The following is a 16,326-nucleotide window of genomic DNA, read 5'->3' on the forward strand; positions in this document are numbered from 1 at the left end:
ACGACCACACATACCCGGGCGGATAACGTGAGCGAACACTCGGAACTGGCCAGCAAACTGATCCTGATCCGGCACGGCCAGACACCGTGCGTCGTGATCAATCGCTTCTGCGGCGATCATGAGGCCGAGCTGACCCCCGAGGGCCGACTAATGGCCGAGTACGTAAGGGGGAACCCGGCGCTCGACGACGTCGAGCTGATGCTCAGCAGCCCGAAGAAGCGCGCCATCGACACGGCGGAGACGATCGCAAAACACCATAGTATGGGAGTGACCGTCGACAACCGTTTGTCCGAAGTCTCCTTCGGGCTCTGGGAGAATCAGCTGCCCAGCGAACTGCCGGACAAGGGGCCCCACCGGGCGTGGGAGGCCAATCCTGCGCTGTTCAGTCCGCCGGGAGGCGAAACCGGCCTGCAGGTGATGGCACGGGCAGTCGCTGCGGCTCGCGACGCTGCACAGCAGGCCAAATCGGTCGCGATCGTCTCACACAAAGCGCCCATACGTTTGATCGCAGCATTCTTCCTTGGAATCTCACCATCACGTTACCGGGATATCGCTAACGTTTCCTGCAGTTCCGTATCCACCCTCGAACTGCAAGGCAGTAGCGTAGCTCTCAAGCAACTGGGCGATGTCTCCCACTTACCTGCTGAATGGCAGACGGCTCCGGACCAGTACCAGGGAGTCACGAAGAGCCAGGATAGGATGCGCCGATCCAGCACCGACAGCGATTCAAAGGAAGTAAGTGCGTGAAAACCACCGAACAATCGCTGGACAATAGCAAGTCATCATCCCTGCGGGACGCGCTCCTTTTAGCAGCCGGTCTTATTCTGCTCCACATGCCGGCCGGCCTGCCCGCACCGCTCTATCCGCTGTACCAGGATACGATGGGGATTGGGCCCGGTATAGTGAGCATGCTGTTTGCTAGCTACATCGCGGGCACCATCATCGGGCTTGTACTGATGCCCACTGCAGTACGGAGTCGATACGGACTCATTTGGGCGTGCCTTTTGTCGATCATCGGTGACTTTTTATTCATCTTGGCGACCGGCGCGCTTGGACTTTTCGTGGCGCATATTCTGCAGGGAATTGTGTTAGGGATCTTCACTGGAGCAGTTCCCGCGGCGCTGGCGAAACTCGACTTGGCACAACTCGGAAAAGCAGTCGGACGAATCACAACCTCCGCTAACGCGATCGGGCTTGCGGTGTCACCGCTGTGGAGTGGTCTGCTCCTGCAGTTTGCTCCCTGGCCCGGCGAGCTGGTGTGGGTTATCCAGATCGTTGCAACGTTGATCGTCGCTCCCTTCTTGCGCCTGCCCAGTCACGTGAACACACCTACTGATTCAGTCTCCGTGCGCGGGATCCTCGCCACGATCAGACGCGGTCGGTCAATGCCCGCAAGCTTCATAGTTGGATTTTGTGCATTCTCCTCGGGTGCACTGCTTAGCGCACTCGGGGCGCTAGTACTGCGTGATGCAGTGCACACCAACAACGGTGCTCTCGAAGGATTCGTCGTAAGCATCTGCTTTATCCTATCGGCAATCATCGGCGCCGTGAAGTGGAGGAGCAACGATCTCGGAATGGTCCGGATCGGACTCCTGTGGGTCGCGCTGGGATGCTTCGGCCTGGCTATTGGGGCCTACGTCGGAATCTTGCTATTGATAATCCTGTCTGCGATCGCCTGCGGGGTGGGTCAGGGGATCGGGCTTCAAGGCGCCACCGAGGTCGTCGCGTTGGAGTTCGACGAAAACTCCCGGAACAAGGCGATCTCGATATTCTTCATCTCCTGCTACGTCGGCACCGCCCTGGCGGCGCTCGGCGTGGGCTCCCTCATCAATGCAACCGGACTGCCTATGGGTTTCGGAGGATTTGCGTTTTTGCTCGCCCTGCTGGGGACGGTGGGTATCGCACTCTCACGGACGCAAAAGCCGTATTTGATTACCCGTTAGGAGGTGGTGTTCAATCGAAAGCAAGTAAACAGCACGAGTGAACACTCTAGGAAATCGGGAGAATCGATGACATCCACGACATTGGTGGAACGTATAGAACGGCTTTCGAATAACGGAACGGGCCTCCTCGCCGCCGACGAAAGCAACCCGACGGCCAGCAAGCGAATGGCCGAGTTCGGTGTGGAATCGACAACAGAGTCAAGACGCCGGTATCGCGAACTATTGATCTCTACTCCTGGTCTCTCGCAATGGGTGAGTGGCGTCATACTCTATGATGAAACCGTCCGGCAGGCCGATTCGGACGGCACACCATTGTGCCGATTGGCCGTTAAGAACGGTCTCGTTCCGGGGGTCAAGGTAGATCGTGGAACACGCGTCATGGGGGACCGTCCACGAGAATTCCTCACTGAAGGAATCGACGCTTTAGGGCAACGTTTGGTCGAGTACCGTGATCTCGGCGCTGAGTTCACAAAATGGCGTGCCGTGTTCCAGGTCGACGCCGAGCGACCGACCCCTGAGGCGATCAAGGCCAACGCGCATGCGCTCGGCAAGTATGCTGCCATTGTGCAAGAGCATGAAATGGTTCCGATCGTTGAACCCGAAGTCCTCATGGAGGGTAACCATTCTTTGGCGCATGCCGAAGAGGTAACCTCCTCGGTGCTGGAAGCGGTGTTCCAGGAGCTCACGGATCAACGGGTGGCGCTTGACGGAATCCTATTGAAGCCGAATATGATTGTCCCAGGAAAACAGCATACTCCCCAGGCAAGCATCAGTGAAGTAGCGGAGGCGACGGTACGAACCCTGTTACGCACGGTTCCTGCCGCGGTACCAGGAATTGGATTCCTATCGGGCGGACAGGATGATCAGACTGCCACGGCCCATCTCAACGAGATCAACCGACACGGTCCGTTCCCATGGAACGTGACCTTCTCATTCGCTCGGGCACTGACTGGCGCGGCGCTAAAGGCATGGTCTGGCAAGGACGCGAACCGCGCGTCTGGCCAAGCGGCACTGGCTCACCGAGCGCGACTCAATGCTATTGCGTCGCAAGGAAGGTACAGCCCCAAGCTAGAGAAGGAAGACTTGTCCTGACAATTCCAGTATTGCTACCTCTTGTATCCCACAGATACGCGAATATCGGAATCGAGGAGGCGAACCATGGAAATCATTGACCCAGCCATCGGACCGGATTACCTCCGCAAGCTTTCCGAGGACGAGCTCACTAGCGTATGCCAGGAAATCCGTGATCATCTGGTCTCGAGCGTGACATCAACCGGCGGCCACCTAGGATCCAACTTAGGAGTCGTTGAGCTGACCGTCGCTTTGCATCGGGTGTTCGATTCGCCGATTGACAAGGTCGTGTGGGACATAGGTCATCAATCCTATGTGCACAAGATGGTGACGGGTCGAGCGAATGAGCTCCCTACTCTCCGCAAACTCGACGGGCTGTCGGGGTATCCGAGCCAGCGTGAATCTGTTCATGACATCGTCGAAAATTCCCACGCCTCGACATCCCTGGCATACGCGGGTGGGCTCGCCAGGGCATTCGAACGACGTGGTGAGACCGAGCGCTCGGTGGTCGCGGTGATCGGTGATGGCGCGCTGACCGGAGGTATGTCCTGGGAAGCTCTGAACAATATCGCCCTGCTGCGCAACCACAGGGTGGTCATCGTCGTCAATGACAACGGACGCTCCTATGCGCCGACCGTGGGCGGCATCGCTAGCCACCTCGCCGCCCTCCAGAAGAGCGCATTCTACGACGGAACCGGTACGGAGGATCCAATTGTAACGCGGTATAAGGAACGAGTTGGTCCCGAGTCGGTAAATTCTGAGGAAAGTACCGACGAACTCACGTACTCTCGATCAATATTTGAGAGCCTCGGATTCGCTTACGTCGGTCCATTGGATGGCCATCACGTCCCCTCTCTTGAGGAATATCTCCGCCGTGCCAAGGATTACGGAGATCCGGTAGTGGTGCATTGCATCACCCGCAAGGGAAATGGGTACGGGCCCGCTGAAAACGAGCCGATCGACCGATTGCATACGGTGAAGCCGTCACCCTCTTCGAATGCGAAGTCGCCGGCCAAGAAAAAATCGTGGACCAGCGTGTTCTCAGAGGAAATCAGTGTACTTGCGGATACCCATTCCCACATCGTAGCGGTGACCGCAGCGATGTCCGACGCGGTGGGGCTGGGCAGACTTTTTGAAGTGCATCCAGACCGTGTTATGGATACCGGAATCGCTGAGCAATACGCTGTCACATCGGCGGCAGGGATGGCGCTTGGTGGGCTGCATCCGGTTGTTTCGATATATTCGACGTTCCTCAACCGCGCGTTCGATCAGATCGTTCTGGACGTCGCTTTGCACGGGTGTGGTGTGACGTTCGTACTCGATCGAGCGGGCGCCACAGGGGAAGACGGCCCTAGCCACAATGGCATGTGGGACCTCTCGCTGTTGCAGGTGGTTCCAAGTCTTCACATCGCGGCTCCTCGGGATGCGCCGTCACTTGTTGAACAGTTGCGGGAAGCGGTGCGGGTCGATGACGCTCCGACAGCAATACGATTTCCGAAAGGCGAGGTCACGGAAGACCTTCCCGCGTCACGCAGGATCGATGGTATCGATGTGCTCCATGAAGGTACCGACCCCGAGATCCTCCTGGTTGGTATCGGGGCGATGGCGCCTTCATGTGTTGCAGCAGCTAAGATGGTGGAAGAGTACGGAATCGATGCCGCAGTGGTGGATCCGCGCTGGATCAAGCCTGTTCCCGATGCACTGGTGCACTTCGCACGCCGATTCCGGTATGTTGTGTCTGTGGAAGACAGTGGCCGCGTCGGCGGATTCGGTAGTGCTATCTCACAGCGGTTGACCGACGCCAACGTGATGGCACGCGTCCACAGTCTTGGATTGCCTCAGGATTTTCCGGAACACTGCTCGCGATCGGAGTTGCTAAATAGTAGCTGTCTTACTCCTCACGGTATCGCATCGTCGATCCAAGGTATTCTCGAGTCAGACTCCGCGCACAATTGATCGCGGTAAGTAACATGAGTAGACTAACCGTTCGCGCTTCCCCTGTCCGCCCAATGGCACCGTGACCGTTTGGAAGCGGCGAATACGCCGCTGATCTCAGCCGTGATTTCACGTGGTTTAACCACCGTTCGAAACGGAAGCGAGAACGCGAGGCTTCGCGGGGTGTCCCGGAGCTCACGCAAGACACGGTTCGGTTTCGACCGTATTCGGGACGCGAGATCAACTAGATAGTTATTGACGACTCTCTGGCGCATGACCGCACCGCAACGATGGCATTTGACGTAAAGTAGGATCCTGCCCGCGTAAGCCAACGTGTGTAAAGTATCGTTGAAACAGGCAACACACTGCAACTCGACTGTTACAGAACTGCGCAAGACAACCCTCCATGCTGACTCTAGGACCCTGGTTACCACATCACAATACACGAAAAGTATCCGGTTGTGTAAGGCTACTGTAGACCGTCGTCCGATCAGCTGAGTGAGCCAGGGAAGGGATCGATTCAGATCCTCGTTTTGGTTTTCTGTCGCGCACAGCTGGCCCGGGACGAGGCGGATCCAAGCGAGTTTCGACATGTATCGGTGTTTCTCCGTGCCGAGAACACAGTGGATTTGCCCCAATCGGACGATTACTCTCGAGTGGTACCGCGAATACGATGAACGGCGGTGACTGGACACCGCGTACACCGAATGTCATTACGCGCTGTCCGCGGTTTTCTGTGTATAATTGGTTGCGCTTCACAAGTTGCGATGCGATAGTAGTAATAGGGTACTGGGATTGGTAACGGACATTGCGTGGCCTCGCTTCTGTCTGGCCCTTGCCTAGTGTGCTGAGTCGTTAGTTCGGTGTTTGTTTGTGTGATGGGACGTTGAGGGGCGTGTCTGCGGGGTGTCTCTCGTCGATGCCGAGCGTCGGATGGTGGGAGGCTGGGCGTGTCGGGGTTCCATGGCACAGGCGATGGCACTGCGGGCGCGGATTGTGTTGGCGTGCGTCGATGGTGTGTCCAATATGGATGTGTCGTGGCAGCTATGGGCCTCGCGGCCGACGGTGACCAAGTGGCGACGCCGTTTCCTCGAAGATGGTCTGGGGGCCTGTCCGATGAACCGTGGCCGGGTGCTCCTCGTGCGATCACCGATGAGCATGTCGAGCAGCTGATCATCAAGACGCTGGTGGAGGCGTCACCGCGCGACGACACGTACTGGTCGACTCGGTCGATGGCCGAGGTGATGGGTATGTCGCAAACCGCGATCTCGTGCATGTGGCGGGCCTTCGGACTCAAACCACACGTGGTGGATACGTGGAAATTGAGCACCGACCCGCAATTCATCGACAAGGTCGGCGACGTCGTCGGGCTCTATATGGATCCGTCCGAGAATGTGCTGGTGCTGTGCGTGGACGAGAAGAGCTAGATGCAGGCCCTGGATCGCCCCGGCAGGCCCATGACTACGTCCGCCACGGTACGACCAGCCTGTTCGCCGCCCTGGATGTAGCCGGCGGCGGAGTCATTACCGCCCACCAGCGACGGCATCGGCACCAGGAATTCTTGAAGTTCCTGACAACGATCGACACAAATACTCCTGTCGAGCTGGACCTGGACCTGGTCTGCGATAGCTACGCCACCCACACAACGCCGGCCATCACAAAGTGGCTCCTGCAGCACCCGCGTTTCCACGTGCCTTTCACGCCGACCAGCGTCTCCTGGCTCAACCTCGTCGAACGCTGGTTTGGTGAACTCACCACGCGCAAACTCCGCCGGTCTGCCCACCGTAGCGTCACCGAACTCGAAGCCGACGTCGCAGCATGGATCCAGCAATGCAACACCGACTCCAAACCCTTCGTGTGGACCAAGACCGCCGACAGACATCCTCGGCACCCTCGCCGCAAACTGCCAACGCATTAACAACTCAACACACTAGCTCCTTCGCCCGATCCGGTTCCTGGAATACTCGAGCCCTCGTGCTGGCCGTGGTCGATGTGGGCCTGCTTGACCCAGTTGCCCAGGGGCGAGCCGTAGAAACCCAGCTGCCGGTCAGCTTCGGCCGCCGAATTCTCTCCGACCAGTACCAGCTCCACTGCCTCGCGGTTCAAGTCCACCTCGGCAGGACCGGGCCTGTAAGAGCTCACCACCCCCGAGTCCGACTCGATCGGATCCGTTTCTGCCACAAGTTGCGGCCGCGTGCGAGGCGTGGCTCACTGGGAATGGAGACGGCATGTCCTATGCGGAGGCACGGTGCGGATGAGGACACTCACGTTTCATCCCGAACGGCTCGGCCCGGCATCCCGGCAGGTACTGCTCGAGCGCGTCGCCGACGTCCATCAGCGGGTCTTCGACGACTCCTCCAGCCGAGCCCCCTTCGCAGAGTTTCTCTATCCACCGGGCGCCCGGACCACGGTCAAGGTGCAGATCGACGCCGCCGGACACACGGTCGGCTTCATCGCCCTGCACCACTACCGGCTGTCCCACCGCCGCAGGAAGATCGACGTCTTCCGAGTGCAAGCGGGCAAGGTGTCTCAGGCGCGAGGCAACGCGGAGACAGCACGGACCATGCTCACGCACTGGCTGGGGTATCTGGTCAAGCATCCCCTGCGACGGGCCTACTACTTCTCCGCACTCGTGGACCCGTCCAGCTACCGTGGGGTCTGCGCCTACGCCCCACGCATGTGGCCCAAACCCTGGGAAGAGCTCCCGTCGGACGTGCGTGAGCTCATGGACACCCTGTTGACGGCCTTCCACTTCGATCCCGAGGTCACGCAGCGCCACCCTTATCCGCTCGTGCACGTCGGCTGGCGCACCCGCGACCCCGGAAGCGGAAGAACGGACGAATCGATCCGTCACGATGACCCCACCACGTTCTTCCACCACGTCAACCCCGGTTACCGGGCCGGAACGGGGCTGGCGACCATCGTCGCGATCAGCAAACGGGACGCGGCCATCGCAGTAGCTCGCTTCACACGCCGCGCCCTGCACCGCACCTGTGCCACTCCCCCTGGAACCGGCTTCCGATCCTCGTGCTCACGCTCGCTCCTCGGACCAGTCCGGCACGTCCAGCAGCCGCGAGGCCGCCAAGAAACGCCTCACCGACGCCGAAACGCGACTCCGCCGGTTCCAGGAGGCCATCGAAGCGGGCGTGGACCCCGCAGCATTGGCCGAGACGATCAACGAAGCCCAAGCCGAACGAGCAGCGGCCACCGCCGAACTCGACGCCACCCCCACGAGCAGCGCTCTGAGCGAGGCCGAGATTCACGCACGGATCGACTCACTCGGAGACATCGGCCCGGCACTGGCCAACACCAGCCCGGATAAACTCGCGAACCCGTACACAGCCGTTTCCCCGAAGATTCGCCACCAACCCGACGACCACGCGACCGACGTCACCATCGAGCCCGTGGGCCAGGTGAACAGTAAGGATGTCGGAGGGGACTTGACCCCTGACACGTGGGTGGCATCCCCATTCCGGGGATTGGTCACCATGCCCAGCACTGTCATCCAGCCCCGCGCGTAAGCGAACGGGGGCATCCTTATCCGGATGCGAGTGGGTGATCCTCCCCCGTCAAGAACGCGCGCAGCAAGCTTCGCCGATCCGTGCCGTTCTCGGCGCTGCGATCGATCGCGTTGCGGATGAAGGCCCTGTTGAAACCCGTTACCACTCCTGTCGCCGATCAACAACCGAACCGGGCACCCCACCCCCATGCCGCGGATCCAGAAGTGTCCGGTATCGCCACTCGCAGTGAAAGACGTCGTGACCGGCCACGCACGTCGAAGTCCCCGATCGTGCGAAAACAGCTCTTCGACCGAGGACGCGCGCGTGTCGCACCGATCGCCACGCGAACCCCCGCAATCAGGGCATGATTCGCTGGCCGACGAACAGGGGTGGGTGATCCTCCCCGAGGCAGCCGAATGGCGACAGCGCGACGATGCACGTCCTGCAGCGGTACGAACGGTGGCGAACCGTCGTCCGCGCGCGGGGAGACGGCATTCGTGCTGACGTCCCAGGTGCTCAACAGCACTGAGTGGACTCCTGGTCCGGCTGGAGCAGCGCCAGCGGGAGCTCGTCGGGGTTCCGGCCGAGGAGTGGTGCTTCGACTGAGCACCGCCCGACCACCTGTCCGGAGCCGGACCGTCGGCGGGTGAGGCTGGACTCGGTGCCCGTGCAGCGAGGGCGGGGCGGCGCTCGGTGGCGCTGCCCCGCCCTCGCCGGACCGGAGGGTCAGTACAGCGTGGTGAGTGCCTCGCGGGTGAACGGGACGAGCTCGGTCTCGCGGCCGTCCAGCACCTTCCGGCTCCACTCCGGGTCGGCCAGCAGGGCGCGACCGACGGCGACGAGGTCGAACTCGTCGCGCTCCAGTCGTTCGGCCAGCCCTTCGACGCTGGCCACGTCGGTTCCCGCGCCCTCGCCGAGGGTGGCCGGGTCGAACACCGCGTCCAGCCCGACCGAGCCCACGGTGATGACCGGCTTGCCGGTGAGCTTGCGGGTCCAGCCGCCGATGTTCAGGTCCGGGTCGGACTCGGGGAACTCGGGCTCCCAGTAGCGACGTCCGGAGGCGTGGAAGGCGTCGACCCCGGCCTCGCTGAGCGGGGTGAGTATCGCCTGCAACTCGTCCGGGGTCTCGGCGAGCTTGGCTCCGTAGTGGTCGGCCTTCCACTGCGAGAAGCGCAGGACCACGGGGAAACCGGGCGATACCCGCTCGCGCACGGCGGCGACGATGTCGGCGGCGAACTTGGTGCGCTCGACCGGGGAACCGCCGTAGGCGTCGGTGCGCCTGTTGGTGCGCTCCCACAGGAACTGGTCGATCAGGTAGCCGTGCGCGCCGTGGAGCTCCACACCGTCGAATCCGGTGCGCTCGGCCTGCTGCGCGGCGTCGGCGAAGGCCTCGACGAGGCGTTCGACGTCGGCCAGGGCGAGTTCCTCGCCCGCCTGCGGGGTGCCGTCCAGAGCGCGGCCGGAGGGTCCGACCGAGGGTGCCTCGGGGTAGGGCGGTTTGCCGGCCTGGCGCTGGATGCCGACGTGCCACAGCTGCGGCATGATCTTGCCGCCTGCCTCGTGCACGGCGGAGACGACGTCGCTCCAGCCTGCCAGCGCGTCCTGTCCGTGGAAGCGCGGCACGTTGGCGCGGTCCCCGGCGGAGGGAGCGTCGACGTAGGTGCCCTCGGTGATGATCAGGCCGGTTCCGGCGGCGGCGCGCCGGGCGTAGTAGGCGACGACGTTCTCGTCGGGAACGCCTCCGGGGGACTGGTCGCGGGTCATCGGAGCCATGACCAGCCGGTTCGGTAGCTCCACCGAGCCGAGGGCGAGCGGGCGGGCGAGTGCCTGGGCGGCGCGAGCGGACATGTGGGCATCCTCCTGGTGCACACGAAAAAAGTGTTCGTAATAAAGATACACTTCTTTGTGGAGGGCCGTAGCCAGGCGTTGCTAACCTGGGGTGCCGCCGGTGAGGAGCCGCCGGGTCCGGCCGAGGAAGGGAGGTGTTGCCGTCGTGCTGGACATCCGCTTCTCCAGTGCCCTGATGGCGATGCTGATCCTCGCGGTCGCGGAGGAGGACGGGACCCCGACGCTCAGTTCGGCCCAGCTCGCCGAGAGGATGGACACCAACGCGAGCCTGGTGCGCAAGCTGCTCGTCCCGCTCGCACAGGCCGAACTCGTCGTCTGCACCAAGGGACGCGCGGGGGGAGCCCGGCTGGCACGGCCCGCCGCGGAGATCACGCTGGCCGAGATCTACCGCTGTTCGACGGGGGACAAGCCGCTGTGGAACTGCCGCTCGGGCAACGAGCAGGACTGCCGGGTCGCCGCGAACGTGCAGTCCTACTTCGCCGAGCTGACCGCGGAGGCCGAGCAGGCCGTGCTCGGCGCGCTCGGCGACCGCACGCTCGCCGACGGGGTGCGTGACCTCCGGCGTCCCGGTCGAGAGCCGTCCCGGGGCTGAGGCCGCGCGTCCGCGAATCCGCTGGTGTGCGGACGCGTTCGCCGCGGGAGTCCCACTTCGGGCGGGGCACTTGAGTCTACTGGTACGCCCAGGCGCGGACGCCGATCTCACCGGTGCTCCCGAGATCGATGGTGATCTCGTTGCGGTCCTTCCCGGGCGAGTTCCGTTCCCGGCCGACCGGCTTCACCGGCTGCCAGGGCCGGTCCCGCGCCGGAGTGATCCTCAGGTACTTGCCCACCGAGGGAGCGTCGAAGCTGGTGTTGGTGTTGCGCCACATCAGCTGGGTCTCGGCGTGCTCGCCCGGGCGCACCGTGATCGCCTCCGGCGGGGCGTCGAAACCGTCGACGTGCGCGATGTCGGCCGAACCCTGCTCGGTCCGCACGTCCAACGGTTGCCGGGCCTCGTCCAGCACGCGCACGCGCGGGTAGCCGTTCAGCGCGTAAGGCCGCTCGCCGCAGTTGGTCAGCTCGACGTGCATCAGCCGCAGGCCCATCGCCGTTTCCACCAGGTCGGTCGTGAGACGTACCCCCGTCTCCGGGCAGGCCGCGGTGGTCGTGTCCGGGGTGGAGGTCGTGGGGGCGGACGTGGTCGAGGAAGGGCTCGAGGACGAGGGAGGGCTCGAGGACGAGGGAGACGACGTTTCCCCGGCCGGCTGTGCCGGGTGCGCGGCACAACCGACGAGGACGAGCGGTAACAGCGCCACGATCCTCCGAGGTTTCACGGCCGCCATGATCGCACGCGGCGACCGCGCCCGGTGTGCCGGAGTTCGTCGGTCAGGAGCGGTTGGGCGCGGACCGGTGCTTCCGTGGTCGGACCCGTGCGGAGGAGTGCGCCGGGGCGTTGTCCGTGGAGCAGCCGGCCTGGGCGGGACACCAGCCGCTGCGGGTGGTGCTGCGGCAGCGGTTCCTCGTCGTGGGGACGAGGTGTCCGTGGAGCCGCCAGCTCCCGCCGTCGTGGCTCCAGTGCAGGAAGTTCTCCTCCCAGGGACGGTTGAGCAGGATGCGGCGTTCTTCGAGCTCACGGATTCGGGTGCCGAGCTGCCGCAACCAGCGGATCGCGGCGCGTGCTCGGGAGGTGTTGTTCCGTTCGCGCATGTTCTTTCTCCGTGTCGTGGGTGGAGAGGTCCTGTCCGGACCGGACGGAGCGGGAAGTCCGGTGGCTGCCCAGCAGCACACCGGTGATGACCACGGTGGCGGCAGCCAGTTCGACCAGGGCGTACTGCTCGCCGAGCACGAGCCGGCTCGTGCTCATGCCGACCACGGGCACCAGCAGTGAGAAAGGTGCGACCACACCTGCGGGGTGGCGCCGCATCAGGGTTGTCCAGATGCCCGAGGCCACAACGGTGGCCAGCACCACGATGTAGGCCAGCGCGGCCCACCCGGTCGGCGTGTTCAGGGTGGTCACCGCGCGCGGTCCGGCTTCAGGGCCCTCGAACGTCACGGACAGCGCCGCCAGCGGCATCGGCGGCACGACCGACATCCACAACGTCAGCCGCATGGGGTCGGTCTGACCGGCCCGCCCATCCGGGCGTGAGCGATTCGCGGGGGACAGCGCCTGACGGCTGCAGAGATTGCCGAGGGCCCAGCCCAGGGCTCCGGCCAGGGTCAGCGCCACGGGGAGTGCCGCGGCGACCTCGGCGCGGTACAGGAGGATCACCGTCATCCCGCCGATGGCCAGCGTGATCCCGGCGAGCTGGATGCCGCTGGGGCGTTCCCGCAGTACCAGGATTCCCAGCAGCACGGTGAACGGAGCGGATGCCTGCAGCACCAGGGAGGCCAGCCCGGCGGGCATCCCCACGTGGATCGCGGTGAACAGCAGGCCGAACTGGGCGGTACCGAACCCGAGCCCGTAACCGAGCACCCAGCGTGTCGGCACCGCCGGGCGGGGCACGAACAGCACTGTCGGCACCGCGATCACGGCGAACCGCAGGGCGGCGAACAGCAGCGGGGGGAAGTGCCGCAGTCCCACGTCGATGGCCAGGAAGTTGACTCCCCACAGCACCGCGACGGTGAGAGCGAGCAGGCGGTCCCGGATCGGCATGTCTCCAACCTGCACGCTCAATAATGTGAAGCACCAGCGCAGATTTTTGCACCACATCGGTAGCATCGCTTTATGGACATGACGCGCCTGCGGACCTTCCGGGAGCTGGCCAACCGCGGCACCGTCGCCGCGGCGGCCGCCGCGGTGCACTGCACGCCCTCGGCCGTGTCGCAACAGATCAAAGCCCTGTCGGCGGAGCTGGGGGTGGCGTTGACCGAACCGGCCGGGCGCGGCCTCCGGCTCACCGACGCGGGAGAGGCCCTTCTCCGTCACGCCGACGAGGTCCTCGCGGCCTCCGAACGCGCCGAGGCCGAACTGGACGCCTTCCGGACGGTTCCCCGCGGGCGGGTACGTGTGGCCCTGTTTCCCTCCGGGGCGTTGTTGCTGCTGGCCGGGCTGATCCGGCGGGTGAACGAGCTGTCGGAGTTGACCGTGGACTACCGCGACGTGGACATGCGCCATTCCGAGGCCAAGGGGCTGCTCGCCGACTTCGACATCGTGGTCACCCACTACGACGAGCGGGGTTTCTCGGCCGCCGACGAGCGCGCGGACGCCGTTCCGCTGCTGCGGGAGCCGCTGGACGTGGCGTTACCACCCGGGCACCGGCTGGCGCGGCGGCGCACCGTACGACTGGAGGAGCTGGCCACCGATCCGTGGATCAGCGTCGACGTCGGGATGCCCGTCGACGACGTGCTGGGCTCGCTCGCGGTGCGCACCGGCATACGTCCCCGCATCGTGCAGCGCATCAACGACTTCCGTGTCATCGAAGAGCTCGTAGCAGCCGGGCACGGCATCGCCCTGCTCCCGCGCTACACCACCAACTGGACCAGTTTGTTGCAGCGCCCGCTGAGCGGCATCCGCGCCGCTCGGCACATGGAGGCACTGGTCCGCCCCGGCACAGCGACCCGTCCCGGCATCGCCGCCGTGCTCGACGCCCTTCGCGCCGAGATCGCCACCGTCACGGCTTCCGCACCCGGGTGATCCTCCGCGGCGGGGTGCCCGGACGAACCGGAAGCAGTCCGCAGCGGCCATCGCGCCGACGGACGCCGGTGGGGTGTGCTCGATGTGCTGGCCCCCGCAGCGAGGCCCCGGTTGAGGTTCCCCCGCGGAACCACCCGAGCAGGCCGATCCGTGCACTCTTCAAGGCAGGATTCCGACGGCTCCGTATACGTTGCCGCGCCGGGCCTCCTGCTCGGTGACGGGCTGATCGGGGCGCCACAGCGACGCGGGCACCACTCCCGGATCCAGCAGTGCGTAGCCGGGCAGCAGTGCGGCGACCTCCTCGGCGGTGCGCATGTACAGGTTCGGTGTCGAGGTGTCGGCCAGCAGGGAGCGCAGCCCCTCGACCTCCTGGTCGGTGCGGCTGAGCTGGGCGTTGTTGGACACGGCCAGCGCACTGCCCGGCACGCACGCGTCGCGGTAGCGGGACACCAGTCCCGCGCCGTCGGTGGTGGGCAGGATGTCGAGGATGCCGAAGGCCAGCACCGCGATCGGGCGGGTGAAGTCCAGCAGTCCCGCCACTCCGGCGGCGTTGAGCACGGTCTCGGGCTCGCACACGTCGGCCTCGGTCACCGTGACTCGGTGCTCGTCGGGACCGAGCAGGTGGCGGGCGTGGTGGCAGGCGATGGCGTCCCAGTCCACGTAGGCCACGCGGGCGGACGGGTCGTGCTGGTGGGCGCTCTCGTGCACGTTGCCCACCGTCGGCACTCCGGAGCCGAGGTCGAGGAACTGCTCGATGCCGTGCTCGGCGACGAGGGTGCGGACCGCGCGGCCCAGGAACGAGCGGTTGGCCCAGCAGTAGTCTCGCTCCGTGGGGGCGATCCGCAGTGCCTGCTCGGCCACGGTCCGGTCGACGGCGAAGTTCGCGGATCCACCGAGGTGGTAGTCGTACATCCGCGCGATGCTGGGCCGGTCGAAGTCCGCGTCCTCCACCTGGGCGGCCGGTTCCGCGTCGTGCGACATGTCGGCATCCTAACTGTGATAACTCGGGACGTTGGTGACACCGCGACGGGGTTTGGACAACGGTGATCCGCGGGAGGGGCTGCTGGTTTCGGTGTGGATCGCGACATCGACACTGACCCTTCCGGAGTCCTCCTGTGTCGGGGCAACCACTCGCGGGCCGCGAGAGGGCCCGCACAGCGAGCACCCCGCCAGGGGAGCACGGAAAAACCTCGATCAGATGGAGTTCACGGACCCAGCGGCGCTCCGAGAGCGGGTTCCCGAAGCACCGATGACCGTATCCGAGGCACTGTCGATCGGTCATCGTGCTCGAACGGGATCCCCTCATTCCTCCGGGCCTGTTGTGGAGTTATTGGCCGGTGATGTACTGCACGGTCGGACCGGCGGTCCAGCCACCGTCCACGGCGAGTTCGGCACCGTTGACGTAGGACGCCTCATCGGAGAGCAGGAACACCGCGGCGCCGACCAGTTCGTCGGAGTCGGCGACTCTTCCCATCGGATTGTTCGGGAAGTTCCCCTCACCGCGGACGATGCCGGTCTCGGAGGTCATCGGCGTGTAGGTCATACCGGGATGCACCGAGTTGACCCGGATGCGGTCCTTGCCCAGTTCCACAGCCGCGATTTTGCTCAGTCCCCGTACTCCCCATTTGGAGGCCCCGTATCCGGCGGTCAACGCCATGCCCATAAGACCGGCGGACGAGGAGATGTTGACGATCGACCCCCCGCCTGCTTCGCGCATCGCCGGAACGGCCGCCTGGATCCCGGAGAACACCCCGGTGAGGTTGACCCTGACCACTTTTTCGAAGTGTTCCAGGGGTTCGTTTTCCAGGAACTCGCCCGTGGAGAGACCGGCGTTGTTCACCAGACCGTGCAACGCCCCGAAAGTCTCCCGGGTGAGCTCGACCGCTGCCGCCCACTGCTGCGGGTCCGTGACGTCGAGGTGGGCGTACCTGGCGGCTTCTCCCAGCTCGTCGGCCAGCGCGCGCCCCTCCTCGTCGAGCACGTCCGCGATGATGACACGGCCACCGTGGGTCACGACGCCTCTGCTGAACGCCGCGCCGAGTCCACGCGCTCCGCCGCTGACCAGCACGACTTTGTCCCGCAGTCGAGTCATATTCGTACTCCCTTCGTGGATTTCCACATTTCGAGCATGGTCCTTTCGACGTTCGGGGAACGCATCTCGGCTCAACTCAGGTGGGGGCCGCTTCCGCGTCCGAGGGCCTTGCGGTCTCGGCGCTCCGGGAACGCCTCCGGCTCCGGTGGCGGTGGCGACGCGGTCGTGGGAACGCAGTTCCTCCATGTTCCCGTCCTTTCGTGGAACAGGTGGGGAGAGGGGCGTCGGCTTGTCGACAAGCCGGTGTGGGCAACGGCCGCGCCGGAGCGGGCGGTATTGGAGCCGGAGACCGTGTTGCCCGTCGAAGGAGTTTTCCGGGGAGCC

14 protein-coding genes and 1 pseudogene are annotated in these 16,326 nt (G+C 64.4%); 8 read left to right on the forward strand and 7 right to left on the reverse strand.

Translation table 11 applies throughout. The features are described from left to right. Positions 1-27 precede the first annotated feature (27 nt). The 5 genes and pseudogenes from FHR84_RS04010 (at position 28) to FHR84_RS04030 (ending at position 6,883) form a co-directional block, all read left to right on the forward strand. Positions 28-747 carry a histidine phosphatase family protein gene (locus FHR84_RS04010; protein ID WP_179534036.1) on the forward strand — a complete coding sequence of 240 codons (720 nt, stop codon included), beginning with the start codon at positions 28-30 and terminating at the stop codon, positions 745-747. After that, on the forward strand, positions 744-1,943 hold the full coding sequence (locus tag FHR84_RS04015; protein WP_179534037.1) for an MFS transporter: 1,200 nt from the start codon (positions 744-746) through the stop codon (positions 1,941-1,943). Before FHR84_RS04010 ends, FHR84_RS04015 begins: the two co-directional genes overlap by 4 nt. A 66-nt stretch (positions 1,944-2,009) precedes the next feature. Continuing rightward, positions 2,010-3,035: a class I fructose-bisphosphate aldolase gene (locus tag FHR84_RS04020; protein WP_179534038.1), complete on the forward strand. Its 1,026-nt coding sequence runs from the start codon at positions 2,010-2,012 to the stop codon at positions 3,033-3,035. Positions 3,036-3,101: 66 nt separating this feature from the next. Next, positions 3,102-4,970 (forward strand): 1-deoxy-D-xylulose-5-phosphate synthase, encoded by a 1,869-nt coding sequence (dxs, locus tag FHR84_RS04025; protein ID WP_179534039.1) that lies wholly within the window; start codon positions 3,102-3,104, stop codon positions 4,968-4,970. Between the two features lie 912 nt (positions 4,971-5,882). Continuing rightward, positions 5,883-6,883, forward strand: a pseudogene (locus FHR84_RS04030) (IS630 family transposase). A 299-nt stretch (positions 6,884-7,182) separates the two neighbouring features. On the opposite strand, the gene FHR84_RS04040 reads toward FHR84_RS04030, so the two are convergent. Then, positions 7,183-7,464 carry a hypothetical protein gene (locus tag FHR84_RS04040; RefSeq protein ID WP_179534041.1) on the reverse strand — a complete coding sequence of 94 codons (282 nt, stop codon included), beginning with the start codon at positions 7,462-7,464 and terminating at the stop codon, positions 7,183-7,185. 478 nt (positions 7,465-7,942) lie between these two features. On the opposite strand from FHR84_RS04040, the gene FHR84_RS04045 reads away from it, so the two are divergent. Continuing rightward, entirely contained in the window at positions 7,943-8,470 is a 528-nt protein-coding gene (locus FHR84_RS04045; protein ID WP_179534042.1) for a hypothetical protein, read from the forward strand. A gap of 705 nt (positions 8,471-9,175) precedes the next feature. Here the strand turns inward: FHR84_RS04045 and FHR84_RS04050 are convergent. Beyond that, on the reverse strand, positions 9,176-10,297 hold the full coding sequence (locus tag FHR84_RS04050; protein WP_179534043.1) for an NADH:flavin oxidoreductase: 1,122 nt from the start codon (positions 10,295-10,297) through the stop codon (positions 9,176-9,178). Between the two features lie 145 nt (positions 10,298-10,442). On the opposite strand from FHR84_RS04050, the gene FHR84_RS04055 reads away from it, so the two are divergent. Then, positions 10,443-10,889: an Rrf2 family transcriptional regulator gene (locus FHR84_RS04055; protein WP_179534044.1), complete on the forward strand. Its 447-nt coding sequence runs from the start codon at positions 10,443-10,445 to the stop codon at positions 10,887-10,889. A 76-nt stretch (positions 10,890-10,965) separates the two neighbouring features. Here FHR84_RS04055 and FHR84_RS04060 read toward each other — a convergent pair whose 3' ends face one another. From FHR84_RS04060 to FHR84_RS04070, 3 genes are all read right to left on the reverse strand, one after another. After that, complete coding sequence (locus FHR84_RS04060) at positions 10,966-11,592, reverse strand: DUF4232 domain-containing protein (RefSeq protein ID WP_179534045.1); 627 nt, start codon at positions 11,590-11,592, stop codon at positions 10,966-10,968. Positions 11,593-11,662: 70 nt separating this feature from the next. Then, on the reverse strand, positions 11,663-11,983 hold the full coding sequence (locus FHR84_RS04065; protein WP_179533352.1) for a hypothetical protein: 321 nt from the start codon (positions 11,981-11,983) through the stop codon (positions 11,663-11,665). Further along, entirely contained in the window at positions 11,907-12,929 is a 1,023-nt protein-coding gene (locus FHR84_RS04070) for an EamA family transporter (protein ID WP_246300245.1), read from the reverse strand. The genes FHR84_RS04065 and FHR84_RS04070 overlap by 77 nt, the downstream gene beginning before the upstream one ends. 72 nt (positions 12,930-13,001) lie before the next feature. Here FHR84_RS04070 and FHR84_RS04075 point away from each other — a divergent pair, with 72 nt between their 5' ends. After that, positions 13,002-13,910: a LysR family transcriptional regulator gene (locus tag FHR84_RS04075; protein ID WP_179534046.1), complete on the forward strand. Its 909-nt coding sequence runs from the start codon at positions 13,002-13,004 to the stop codon at positions 13,908-13,910. A 159-nt stretch (positions 13,911-14,069) separates the two neighbouring features. Here FHR84_RS04075 and FHR84_RS04080 read toward each other — a convergent pair whose 3' ends face one another. Together FHR84_RS04080 and FHR84_RS04085 are read right to left on the reverse strand one after the other, a co-directional pair. Beyond that, positions 14,070-14,891: an SAM-dependent methyltransferase gene (locus tag FHR84_RS04080; protein WP_179534047.1), complete on the reverse strand. Its 822-nt coding sequence runs from the start codon at positions 14,889-14,891 to the stop codon at positions 14,070-14,072. 346 nt (positions 14,892-15,237) lie between these two features. Beyond that, positions 15,238-16,002 (reverse strand): SDR family oxidoreductase, encoded by a 765-nt coding sequence (locus FHR84_RS04085; protein ID WP_179534048.1) that lies wholly within the window; start codon positions 16,000-16,002, stop codon positions 15,238-15,240. Positions 16,003-16,326 lie beyond the last annotated feature (324 nt).

This window comes from Actinopolyspora biskrensis (assembly GCF_013408175.1).
Taxonomy (GTDB): Bacteria; Actinomycetota; Actinomycetes; order Mycobacteriales; family Pseudonocardiaceae; genus Actinopolyspora; species Actinopolyspora biskrensis.